Origin of the sequence: Mycobacteroides sp. H001 (assembly GCF_001440005.1) — a bacterium.
In the GTDB taxonomy this organism is placed as follows: Bacteria; Actinomycetota; Actinomycetes; order Mycobacteriales; family Mycobacteriaceae; genus Mycobacterium; species Mycobacterium gwanakae.
Map to the genome: position 1 here is coordinate 1 of NZ_LJYH01000026.1, position 11,651 is coordinate 11,651.

Consider the following 11,651-nt stretch of genomic DNA (forward strand, 5'->3'; position numbering starts at 1 on the left):
AACTGTCATATTTAGAGTGTCTTCCGTGTCGTCTGTATGCCGTCGCATCCGGCGCGGTCGAGGAAGAGTGTCTTCCACCATTACAGCAGAGCGGTCGCCAAAGTCCGCTTTGCCACGTCGCCCGCCGGCGACGCCGCGACCGAAGTTCCGCTACAGCACACGGGGTCCTTAATCCGATCTGCTACTGGCGGGCCAGGGCGATCCGCACGGCCTCGGCGGGGTCCACCTGATGGCCGGCGGCGTCAGATTCCTCGGCGATCGCCAGTTGCACGCCGCGCACCCGGCCGGTGAAGCGGTTGTCACCTGGCCGGTAGTCGGGTGAGACCGCCGAACCGGTGTCCGCACCGACGTCGAGCCCGTCGTCGGCGGAGTACACGTTGGTCAGCGTTGCCGCCACCTGCCCGGTACCCACCGCGGCGCCGTCGACGAACAGGGTCACCGTGCCGCCCTTAGCCAGACCCGGCCCGTCGTAGGCGAATTCCATGCGCACCTGATGCGCACCGGAAGGCAGCGGTTCGGCGGATTCGGCGAAGAAATGCTGCAGGCCACCGAGGTTGTAGCAGTACTTGAGCTTGCCTCCGTGGGCGTACAGCGACCAGCCGCCGATGTTGGCGCCCTGCGCGACGATCACGCCTTCGGCGCCGCCCTCGGGCACGTCGATCTCGGCGGTCACCGAGTGCGACTTGTTCTTGAGGTTGAGCACGCAGTTCTCCGAGAGCCGCCCCATCCCCGCGAACAGCACCTGCGTGTTCCCCTTGATCAGCGTCGGGCGTCCGGCCAGGTCGGGATTCATCCTGACCGTGAGGTTGTCGTCCAGCGGCAGGACGTTGAATCGCGTCGCCTCGATCAGCCACAGTCGCTGCAATTGGTGCAGACGCTGCGGCTGCTCCTTCGACAGATCCTTCGCCTGGGTCCAGTCGACCGTGGTGTCATAGAGTTCCCACACGTCGTCATCGAATGCGACGGTGTCCTCGCCCATGAGCACCCACGGTGTCTTGTGCTTGGTCACCGCGGTCCAGCCCTTGTGGTAGATGCCGCGGTTGCCGAACATTTCGAAGTACTGGGTCTCGTGCCGGTCGGCGGACCCGCCGTCGTTGAACGAGTACAGCATGCTGGTGCCCTCGATCGGCGCCTGCTGCACCCCGTTGACGAACAGCGGCTCCGGGATCCCGGCGGCCTCCAGCAAAGTGGGCGCCACGTCGATCACGTGATGGAACTGATCACGATGCTCGCCGCGGGACTGGAAACCGTTGGGCCAGTGCACCACCGTGCCGTTGCGGGTGCCACCCCAGTGCGAGGCGACCTGCTTGGTCCACTGGTATGGGGTGCACATGGCGTGCGCCCAGCCCACCGCGTAGTGGTTGTAGGAGTCCGGGCCGCCGAACTCGTCGAGGCGTTCCATCAGGAACTCGGGTGTCTCCAGCGCGGCCATCCCGTTGAAGTTCAGCATCTCGTTGAACGTGCCGTTGAAGGTGCCCTCGGCGGAGGCGCCGTTGTCCCCGACGATGTAGTAGACCAAGGTGTCGTCGAGTATTCCGAGCTTGTCCAGCGCGTCGATGACCCGGCCGACGTGGTGGTCGGTGTGCTCGAGGAACCCTGCGTAGACCTCCATCTGCCGGCGCAGCACGGGCTTGAGCTCCTCGGGCATGTCGTCCCAGGCCGGGATCTGCTCGGGCCGCGGCGTCAGCTCGGCGTCCTGCGGGATCACCCCGAGTTCCTTCTGCCGGGCGAAGGTCTGCTCCCGCAATGCATCCCAGCCGGCGTCGAACTTGCCGCGGTACTTGTCGATCCAGTCCTTGGGTGCGTGGTGCGGGGCGTGGGTGGCGCCTGGCGCGAAGTAGGTGAAGAACGGCTTGTCCGGTGCGAGGGCCTTCTGCTGACCGATCCAGGCGATCGCCTTGTCCGCCAGGTCCTCGGTGAGGTGGTAGCCCTGCTCGGGGGTGCGGTCCACCTCGATCGGGGTGGTCCCCTCGTACAGCGAGGGGTACCACTGGTTGGCTTCGCCGCCGATGAAGCCGTAGAAGTGCTCGAAACCCCCACCGGCGCTGGGCCAGGCGTCGAACGGCCCCACCTGGCTGGTCTGCCACACCGGCACTTCATGGCATTTGCCGAACTGCGCGGTGTTGTACCCGTTGAGCTTGAGGGTCCGCGCGATCGGCGACATGGTGTTGGGCAGCACCGAGTTGTAGCCGGGCTGGCCGGTGGCGATCTCGGTGATCCCACCCATCCCCGCCGAGTGATGGTTACGCCCGGTCAGCAGGGCCTGCCGCGTGGGTGAACACAAGGCGGTGGTGTGGAACCGGTTGTACTTCAGACCGCCGGCCGCGAGCCGTTCGGCGGTCGGGGTGGCGCACGGCCCGCCGAACGCGCTGGCCGCACCGAACCCGACATCGTCGAGCAGGACCACCAGGATGTTCGGGGCGCCCTCCGGGGGCCGGATGTCGCGGATCAGCGGATGCGGGGTGTCCGGATCCTTCGCGTCGTAGGTGACCAGTCCCGTTCGCGGCGCGCTCGGAATCGGCAGATGGGTTCTGGAAACCTGTGGGCCCGTTGTCATTTGCTGGTGTCCTCTCCGCGGCCCCGGCGGGCCGTGTTCCACGCGTCGGTGTTCTCCGGCGCGTCTCTATCCTTCACGATCTGGCCGCCTCCCACTCCCGGCTCGCCCGAATCCGGCCGGGCCACTGTGGGTTTCGGTCGGTTAGCTCTTCGATACCTTCGGTGGCGTCCAGCTGCCGTCGCTGATCGCCTGCTCGGGCCAGTAGGTCCGCAGGATCATCTCGAAGTCGCCGGCCGGGGTGGGCAGCCAGTTGGATTCCTTCTCCGGTCCCGGCGAGGTGTGCTGCAGGTAGAGGGTGATCCCGCCGTCGGGGTTGCGCACCAGGTCCGGCAGCATCGGCGAGTTGATCAGGTACCTGTTGATCGGGTTCTCGACCAGCAGGATCTCCGGCAGTTTGTACATGGTGACCGACCAGAACGCCTTCACCGGCGGGAGCTGCCCAGCGGGGAAGGTCAGCGTGTAGGTGTTCGCGCCGTTGAGTTTGGCGCCGGCCGAGTCGTTGGTCAGCGGGATATACATGGCTTCGGCGCCCGGCAGTCCCAGGATGCCCATCACCGCTCCGGCGAACCGGTACAGGTAGTTGCCGCCCAACTGCTCGGCGGACCCGAACAACTGACCGGAGGTCACCTTGCCGGTCTGCATCTGCTCGGTCTGGAAGGTGTGCAGCTCGGCCCACGCATCAGCCATGCCGCCCTCGATGGCATTGCGCTGCTCGTCGCTGAGCGTGGCGAGATCGAAATCCCCGTCGGGTCCGATCCCGATCTTGGCGAACCGATCCCGCAGCTCCTTCTCCTCCGGCTTCACCGGTGCGTATTTCAGCGTGAAGCCCAGGACCTTGAAGAAGTCCAGCGACGTCTTCTCCTCGTCCGGTGTCAGCGGCGTGATGAAGTCGACCGCGGGCGCAGGGGCTGGGGCCGGCGCCTTCTGGAACGTCGAGAGCGGCTCGACCTTGTACTGGGCCTGGATCTTCTTGACGTTGTCGAGGTCGGCCGGGTTGAACAGCTGCGTGCGGTACAGGACCAGCCCGAAGTCAGTGTCGGTGCGGATCACCTTGTCGACGCCGGCGGGTTTCTCGCCCTGCCAGCCGGGGCCGGCCAGCAGGTAGGTGCCACCACCATTGCCGGTCGTGCGGCTGCCGATTAGGTCGTAGACGTAGGTGTAGCTGTCGATGAACTGCAGCGAGAAGTACCGGCCCTGCTCGATCGGCGGCACCGTCAGCACCAGCGGCTCGGTCCGCAGGTCGGTTGCCAGGAACGAGTACGGCGTATCGGAGTTGGGTGTCTGCACCGTGGTGTCGGCCGGGGTGAAAACGCGGGCGATGCTGTGGATCTGGTTCCAGTCGCCCAGGTACTGGCCGCTGTCCTTGCTGACCGCGTAGGCGTTCTCGATGCGGTACATGTCCACCATCGGGAAGCCGTACACGTATGCCTCTTTGGCGATCGTGCGCATCTCCTGCGGCGTCACCGCCGAGCTGCCCGTGGGCGCTTCGGATTTGCCGCCACAGCCCGCGATCGCTGCGACCACCGCCGCGGCGATACCAATCGCCATGGCCTTGCCGAACCTCATTCGTTCTCCTCTGATTGTCAGTTGGCACCGCGGGTCCGCTCGCGGGGCCGCTCGGGTGCAGGTTAGCTGGTGTGGCGCCGCGGTGTGTGCAGTCGCCGCTGGTCAGCAGGGTTGGCCGGGCGGGGTGAAGTACGGAACGCCTTCGACGGTGTAGCAGGGGATCTCGCCGGGCACGTACGGGACATGCTGGGCCGCGATCGCCGCACCCACGGCGACGTCGCCGGCGATGTTGGTGCAGCCGCCTGCGGAGAAGTGCCGGCCCCCGGCGCTTGCGCAGACATCCGCCGACGCCGTGGCCGCGTTGATGATCGGTGCGATGGTCAGCGGAGCGGCGGCGAGTGCCGCGGCGGCCAGCAGCGTTGTGATACGTCGGTTCACGGGGTTCCCCTGGTTCATCTCCGTTGTGGCCCACCCTTATCGGGTCGGCCACAACACGTCACGGTTCCCCGACCCGGGCAACCACTTTGCACGACCCGGCACCCGCTTGTCTTGACTTTGCTGGACCTCTTCTTGACTATCATGGACATGCATCTGGTCCGTGGATCGTCGCTCACCGGGTTCGCTCCGCTTGTCAGCACTCACGGGGGAGATCCGGACGCGCTGCTGGCGTCGGCCGGGATCGATCCCGCCGACGCGGGAAACGATGACCGCTTCATTCCGCTGCGCAGCGCCATCGCCGCGGTCGAAGACGCGGCCACGGTCCTGGATGTGCCCGACTTAGGACTCCAGCTCGCTCAGCACCAGAGCATCGACATCCTCGGCCCGGTCGCGCTCGCGGCCCGCACCACGGCCACCGTCGCCGAGGCGTTCACCATCCTGGACACCTACATGAGCTCCCACAGCCCCGGTATCATCGCACGCATCACCGACCATGCCGATCCGGCGCTGCGGCGGTTCGAATACGACTTCCTGCTGCAGCCGTCGCCCCCGCAATCCCAGGCGATCGAACTAGCATTGGGCCTCACCCTGCAGGTGCTGCGCCTGTTCCTGGGCGCCGCGTACCGACCCGTCGCCGTGCACGTGCCGCACCCGCCGCTGGGAACCGATTCCGACTACCGCGGCTACTTCGGATGCACAGCCCACTTCAACGATCCGATCGCGGGATTCACCCTGCGCGCCAAGGATTTACAGCGCCCGCTCACCCACGATCCGCTGGCACACCGACTCGCCATGCACTACCTGACAGAAGCCCACGGTCAGCGCACACGCGACATCGCCGACACGGTGCGCAGCATGGTGCGCCAACTGCTACCCACCGGCGAACTCACGGCGGGGTTGGTGGCCCATCAGTTCGGCATCCACCCCAAGACCCTGCAGCGACGCCTCGTCGCGGAAGGGACCACCTTCCCCGAACTGGTCGACCAGACCCGCCGTGAACTGGCCCACCGCCTGCTCGTCGGCACCGACCTACCCGTGTCCCACGTGTCGCGCCAGCTCGGCTACGCCGAGCACAGCGTGTTCACCCGCGCCTGCAAACGCTGGTTCGGGGTGACCCCCACCGCGTACCGGAACCGGTACCATCCCGGTGGGGGACGACTTGCCTTCTGTATGGGGTAGACCAACGCCGCGTTTTGACGGTGCGTTTTGGTGACGGTCTGTCGATCCCGGCGGGGCGTCGCCCGAGCGGCGATCGGATCACGCCGACGATGCGTCCGGTGTAGCTTCTGCGGACTTGGGCCGGGCGATCATTGTGCTCGATTCGCTCATCGAACCGATCCGCACAGATCCGCGTGGGCGAAACTCGTTACTCCCCCCGCTGGCCTCGCCGGATTCGCGTGACGAGTTCGATCTCCGCCCGCTCGTTCTCGGCATCAAGCTGCCGCGCGAACAGTGCGGTGGCGAAGCGGTCGAGTTGGTCGTGTAGGTCACGGTTCTTCTGGCGTAGTTCGGCGATGGTCTGCCGGTCGTTACGGATCGCAGCGGCATTCAGGCTGTCACCCCTAGTCAGGTTCGCGGTGAGTTGCTCGAAGCGGCTGTTGAGACGGTACGAGCTGTTCTCGATTCGGTCCTGAACGAAGGCGCGAGCGACGGCGTCGTGACTCCGGCCGGTGATCGCTTCGATTTGTCTTTTGGTGCGTGGCATGTCGGAGCTGTTCTCAATGGCGGTGATGGCGTCGGCGATCGCTTGCATGACGGCATCGCTGACGCGCTTGCGGGTGGGGCTAGGCATGTTCGTTCTCCTGGTCCAGGTCGTCGTCGTAGAGGTCGTCTGGGTCGTCGGCCGTGGTGAGTTCGCGGCGGATGCGGGCGAGGTTTGCGCGGTCTCGGCGCATCTGTTCGATGAGAGCCGGATGGCCGCGCTGTTGATCGAGGTAGGTGTCGATGCGGTCGATGGCACTGGCGATCACGCCGACATGTGCAGAGCGCAGTAGGGCGTTGGTGCAGTCGACGCCGACGCACACGTGGTCGCCGAGTTTTGGGCGGTCGCCGCCGCAGCTACTGGTTGCCGGGTTCCACATGCAGTCATTGGTGAGCCCCAGGTGAAGTCGCTCGGCTAGCGTTGCGGTGAGGCGATCGGCGCGGTCAGAGTTGGTGATGATCTGTGCGCGGAATCCGGTCACGTGGTGAGCTGCCGGCCCTGCCACGGGACTATCCGCCTGCAGCAGGGCGGCGGCGTCGCTGTGCAGGACGCGTTTGCGTTCGTCGTCCATCAGGCGTACGGCCCGTTGTTGTCCGTCACTCATGTAGCCGGTGGTCATCCGCCATGCGCTGTGTCCCAGTTGGATTCCCAATCCGAGTTCCGCTCCGGGGCGGGTGGTGGCGAAGACACTGAACGCACGTCGGAGGGAGGTTGCGTTGACGGCCTGGCCGTTCGGGATCGCGATGTGTTCCAGCCCGAGTCCCCGACCGCGTCCTGGTCGTTGGGCGGGGTCATCGTTGACGAACGCGATGAGCCTGGCGATGTCGCGATTCGGGGCGTAGGAGCCAGCGTTGCCACTGCGGCGGGCGAACAGATGCGTGTCGTGTCTTGTGAGTTCGCCCAGCACCTCGACGGTCCGGATGACAGGTCTGGGTGCCCACCACGTTCGGCGCTCACCGTCAGGATGGTCGTTGCCCTTGTGCTGGATGCTGCGGAGCGCGGCGAGTCCGTCCTTGGTGGTGTGACTGTCGCATGTCAGTTCCTGGATCTCGCTGTCGCGCATGCCGGTAAGACTGGCGATCAGGATGTAGCAAGCAGCGCGGAGCACGCTTTCGAGATACTCGGTTTCACCGAGGCCCAACTCCTCCACCCACGGGCTGCTTGTCCCGTCCGGGTGGGAGACGACGGCAGTCGGCACGTGCAGTCCTCCGAAAGTCGCCCGCTGCGGGTCGGCCGCAGCGGTTGCGATTAGTGCCGTGGCGTCCGGCATGTACTGGTGGCTCGCCCGGTTGAGGACGTTGGCGTTGATGCCGAGGAGTTTTTCTAGCAGTGTCGTATTCGGCTCTCCTCGTTGATGTTTGGTGCGGCCGAACCCGGTATGCAGGGGTAACAGACCGCGCTGCTCCGTCCAGTCGAGCAAGGCGTTGTACGCGTTGGCTCCAGCTGGTCCTCGTGGCTCCTTCGGAAGCGCAGCTCGAGTATCGGTCGCGGCGATGATGTCATCGCTGAATCGGTCGACGATTACCCATGATGCGGTGATGAGCGGCGCCCAGGTCTCCCACGGGAGGGGCGGCGTGGTGTTCTCGGTGTGCGTGACTTCACCGCTGACGCTGGAAGCGCTGCGGCCCGCCCAGGGGAAGAAGGAAAGCGCATCGGGCAGAACTGCCTGGCACTCTCGCAGCAACCGCAAGGTGGTGACGTACCCACGGATACTCGTCGCGGTGAGTCCGACGCCGCCCGCGCGGTGCTGGCCAGTGCGGAGGTCATCGAGGAAACGATCGGCGTCGGCTTGAGTCCAGTCGGCGAAGCGGGCGGTTCCGTTGTCCTCGGACCACTTGGCGATGACGACGAGCTTGCGAAAGCAGTCGTATAGCCCTGCTGGTGGTGTTCCGTCGCCGCGGCGGATGACGCCCGCCTCTACGACGACTTCGCGGTCGGGGGCTGCGACCGTCATGAGGATGTTCTTGACGGTCATGCGGTGCACATCCGGAGCGCTGGCGAAGTGAATGTAGCGCTCTGCCATGTTGACCCGGTTGGCCACAAGGGCGAGATCCCATGGGTCGTCGCCGTATTGCGGGCCGCCGGCAAGATGGGGCCAGACGCGCACCTCCGCGGTGAAGGGGTTCCTCCACAATGCTGGGGATTCTCGCGGGGATCTTCTGGCCGTCACGATGCCGGTGCTTCCGGGACGCCACGCATGTCGTTGAGAATGCCTGCGTCGATCGGTGTCAGGTTCGCTTGCTGGCGGGCGTGCTTGACCTGCTCGGGAGTGAAGGTCGGCAGGACCACCTCAGTGATGGTGTCGTAGATCGGTTTCCAGTGCGTCTGCCAGGTTTCCGGGTCGGCGGCGCGATCGGGATGTGTCATGTCCTGGATCGCGAGGGCAGCCGGCAGGTGGTGCAGCGTGATGAGCGCGTTGGGGCACGCGAAGCAGGTGCCGGTGATGGACTTGGTGCAGACCGTTCCTTTCTTCTCGTAGGGGCTGTCGAGAGGATTGCGGCATCCGGTGTGTGGTCCGTCGAGTTGGCCGGCAACTAGAGCGCTGGCGGTGTCCTGGTCGAGGCCGGGCGCGTCTGCACCGGCTCGGATGGCTTGCTCAGCGTCCGGGCTAACGATGGTCGGACCGTTGATAGCGCTGTCGAATATGTCGTTGACGCTGTCGATGAGGATGCGGCCGGCTTCGGCGCGGAGAACAGTGCTGTTGGTGTAGTGGCCGAAGAAGGTCTTCGCGGAGTGGCGGCGCCCGTTAGCCAGGTAGGACTTGGGGTCGGCGAGCACTTCGCGGGTGGTGGCAACCTTGCGCAGCCGTGCCCATTGGTTCGGACCCGATAGCGGAAGGCTGTTCCGCGCGGCAATCTCAGATAGCCGGTAAGCCAGGCGCTGCCAAGGTGGTTGCTTCACTCTCCCATGAACAGCCTCCATCAGGATCAATGAGGGGTTATCAGATTCGGCGCGGGCGGCTGCGTTGAGCATCACGGCCCAGCGAAACGCGGTGAATGGAGCGGTGTCACGGCGGGCGTACACCTCGTCGTACGTTTCGTGTGCGCGGTTCTTGGTGTATCGGACGCGGAGCAGGTCGATGAGGTCGTTCTCGGCGAGATAGCGGAGTCTGTCTATCGGCGACAGCGTGGACACCGAGTCCTCTGCTTCGGCCGTGGTAGTGGCTTCGATGTCGTGAACGGTCAGGGCGCGGAGCACCTCAGGCGGTTCGCCGGTTGCGAGGCTGAGCAGTACGTGTGTGGCGGTCTGGACGTCGATGTCGGTAATGCCTCGGTCCGGCTGGGACAGAGCATTTTTCGCCTTCTGGTAAGCCCATCGGCGCCATGCGCGGGTCTCCTGCTCGCTCAGCGGCGGCAGTCCGTCGTTGCGGTGGTGCCATAAGCGCGGTTGTCGCGCCAACCGATCGGCGATCTGTTCATGAAGCGTGCCGGGGTGGTCATCCTCGTGCCGTCGAAGGAGGGCGAAGACGTGGACGACTTTGCGATAGGCGGTGTCTGATTTCGCTTCTCGGTGACTAGCCAGCATATTGAGTTCCCACAGGTCCAAATGTGCCCGGCGCAAGTCCCGCAACGCGAATGCGGTCTTCTGATCGTCGGTCAGCGGTAGCGTACCCATCGACCGCAAGAAGCTCAGAAGCCCTGACGTGAGTGAGTACTCCATGCGCCCGAACTCAGTAAGCACCTCGAGCCAAGTCCCTGCGAGTTCGGCTGCGATAACCGGTGTCTCAAACGTCGAGGGGTCAATGGTGTAGGTCAGTGTGTCGCTGTACACGGCCCACTCGAAGGTGAACCGGCCATCGTTCGACGCCGACGGTGTCGCAGAATTCGCGGGCACGTCGGGGGTCGAGTAGGAGCCCCTCACTGAACGTCTCCGGCATCGGGGCCAACGTCGGGCTCATCCCAGTCGTCCTCGATGGTCTCGGGGTCGGGGCCGGGGTCGTCATCGGTATGTCCTACGACGTCGGCTGCGGTTCCCGCGAGGGCGGCCGGAACGTCTTCGGTCCATGTGCCTGCGGCGTGGAGGTAGTGCATGGTGGTCTGGACGCTGGCGTGGCCGAGGAGTTCCTTGACGGTCAGTACGGGGTTTGCCAGCAGCAGGTAGGCGTCTCCGGCGCGCTGTCGTCCTTCCTTCATGAGCGCGGCCAGCATCCGGACCGCGTAAGAATGTCGCATCGTGTGAGGTGTGACGTGAACGTGGCGGGGCGGCTGGTCTCGGTGGCCGGAGTGGCGGACTCGTTCGCGAGCGTCGGCGAAGAGTTGGTTCCAGCGTTCGAGTCCGGGTGGGAGTCCGCTGCGGGATACGAACAACGCGAGTGGGTCGATGGTGCCGTCATCGAGGAGCCGGACGGCTTTGGCCCGGTCCTTGTTGGTGAACCGGACCAGTGGAATGCGCTGGGATCCGATGGCGACGTAGAGCTTTCCCCGCCGCTCGATTAGGTCGTCGACCACCAGCAGAGAGCCGTCACGAATCTTGGCGCGGAGGCTGCGTTGGGCCGCCTTTACGACGCGGTGCCGTTCCGTCCGGCGGTAGAGGTCGGTGGCGTGGGCTACCTGTGCGGTGATGTAGATGGATCGGACCACCTGCTTCTTGCCGAGCCGGTCGAAGACCTGGATGGACTCGGATCCCATCGTTTCGGGGGCCGGAACCTCGGCGTCGAGGAGAAGCGCGCACTCCTCGCGTCGGAGGCCGGTGGTTGCCAGTAGCAGCCCGTACACGTAGTCGCGTTCGGGGTAGGCGGGCGCACCCGCGGGGTCGGAGCCGTCACCGCGCAGGCCGACCTCGAGGAAGTGCTTGGTCTGGGCCGCCTTGAGGAATCGCGCTCTACGCTCGCGATGTTTGTGGGAAATGAGAGTGTTGCGGTTGTTGCGGCCCCAGCGCGGGATCGGGTCTTTCTCCATCCAGCCGATCTGGGCGGCGTAGTAGAAGAACGAGGAGAAGCAGCCAAATTCGGTAGCCAGCGTGCTGTCCAGGACTTCCTGCTGGCGGGCATCCCGGTAAGCGGTCAGATCCTCAGTCGTGGTGGCGGTGAGGTCCACCAATTCCCCGCCGCGGCGCTGGCGTACGAACCGCAGCAACCGAGCGAGATGGTAGGCGTGAAAGCTCCGCAGGCTGTCGAGGTCGTAGGCGCGTTGACGCCATGCGGTCAGCAGGTAGGTGTTGAGTCGGTCGCAGCCGGTCAGTGAGCCGTCGTCATCGACGATGAACGGAAGGCCGTCCGGGATGTCCTGCCGGTCGAGCGCCTGCACAACCGACGACCATGGGAGCGTTGTCACGCCATCGGGAGCTTGCAGAACTTCGCCCTCGCGAGCGCTTCTCCGGACCATGACTATCCGCATGCAGAGACCTCCTTACCGCCTGTGCATCCAGTCGTACCGCAGGGGTATGACACTTTTGCTCGTCGGCAAGGAGGTCTCGAATATGAAGTTATCTGTGTTCTATCGGTGGAGC

General features: G+C 65.3%; 8 protein-coding genes. 1 reads left to right on the top strand and 7 read right to left on the bottom strand.

Annotated features, from left to right (window positions below; genetic code table 11):
- Positions 1–181: 181 nt before the first annotated feature.
- The 3 genes from AOT83_RS10605 to AOT83_RS10615 form a co-directional block, all read right to left on the bottom strand.
- On the bottom strand, positions 182–2,557 hold the full coding sequence (locus AOT83_RS10605) for an arylsulfatase (protein ID WP_052615836.1): 2,376 nt from the start codon (positions 2,555–2,557) through the stop codon (positions 182–184).
- Between the two features lie 141 nt (positions 2,558–2,698).
- A complete protein-coding gene (locus AOT83_RS10610) occupies positions 2,699–4,123 on the bottom strand; it encodes a DUF1254 domain-containing protein (protein WP_078313701.1) in 1,425 nt (474 codons plus the stop codon).
- Between the two features lie 102 nt (positions 4,124–4,225).
- Positions 4,226–4,501 carry a hypothetical protein gene (locus AOT83_RS10615; RefSeq protein ID WP_052615986.1) on the bottom strand — a complete coding sequence of 92 codons (276 nt, stop codon included), beginning with the start codon at positions 4,499–4,501 and terminating at the stop codon, positions 4,226–4,228.
- Between the two features lie 147 nt (positions 4,502–4,648).
- On the opposite strand from AOT83_RS10615, the gene AOT83_RS10620 reads away from it, so the two are divergent.
- Positions 4,649–5,680: an AraC family transcriptional regulator gene (locus AOT83_RS10620; protein ID WP_052615985.1), complete on the top strand. Its 1,032-nt coding sequence runs from the start codon at positions 4,649–4,651 to the stop codon at positions 5,678–5,680.
- A gap of 187 nt (positions 5,681–5,867) precedes the next feature.
- On the opposite strand, the gene AOT83_RS10625 is transcribed toward AOT83_RS10620, so the two are convergent.
- From AOT83_RS10625 to AOT83_RS10645, 4 genes are read right to left on the bottom strand one after another with little or no spacing between them, the layout of a single operon-like run.
- Entirely contained in the window at positions 5,868–6,293 is a 426-nt protein-coding gene (locus AOT83_RS10625) for a hypothetical protein (protein WP_052615835.1), read from the bottom strand.
- A complete protein-coding gene (locus AOT83_RS10630) occupies positions 6,286–8,310 on the bottom strand; it encodes a hypothetical protein (protein WP_232461660.1) in 2,025 nt (674 codons plus the stop codon). Before AOT83_RS10630 ends, AOT83_RS10625 begins: the two co-directional genes overlap by 8 nt.
- Before the next feature lie 59 nt (positions 8,311–8,369).
- Positions 8,370–10,037, bottom strand: coding sequence for a hypothetical protein (locus tag AOT83_RS28155; protein WP_227470147.1), 1,668 nt, complete (start codon positions 10,035–10,037; stop codon positions 8,370–8,372).
- Between the two features lie 23 nt (positions 10,038–10,060).
- Positions 10,061–11,539: an integrase gene (locus AOT83_RS10645; RefSeq protein WP_199347961.1), complete on the bottom strand. Its 1,479-nt coding sequence runs from the start codon at positions 11,537–11,539 to the stop codon at positions 10,061–10,063.
- Between the last annotated feature and the right edge of the window lie 112 nt (positions 11,540–11,651).

Excerpts from the sequence above, each read along its gene's own strand:
- AOT83_RS10605 (WP_052615836.1), bottom strand. The coding sequence starts at position 2,557 with ATGACAACGGGCCCACAGGTTTCCAGAACCCATCTGCCGATTCCGAGC.
- AOT83_RS10610 (WP_078313701.1), bottom strand. The coding sequence starts at position 4,123 with ATGAGGTTCGGCAAGGCCATGGCGATTGGTATCGCCGCGGCGGTGGTC.
- AOT83_RS10620 (WP_052615985.1), top strand. The coding sequence starts at position 4,649 with ATGCATCTGGTCCGTGGATCGTCGCTCACCGGGTTCGCTCCGCTTGTC.
- AOT83_RS10625 (WP_052615835.1), bottom strand. The coding sequence starts at position 6,293 with ATGCCTAGCCCCACCCGCAAGCGCGTCAGCGATGCCGTCATGCAAGCG.
- AOT83_RS10645 (WP_199347961.1), bottom strand. The coding sequence starts at position 11,539 with ATGCGGATAGTCATGGTCCGGAGAAGCGCTCGCGAGGGCGAAGTTCTG.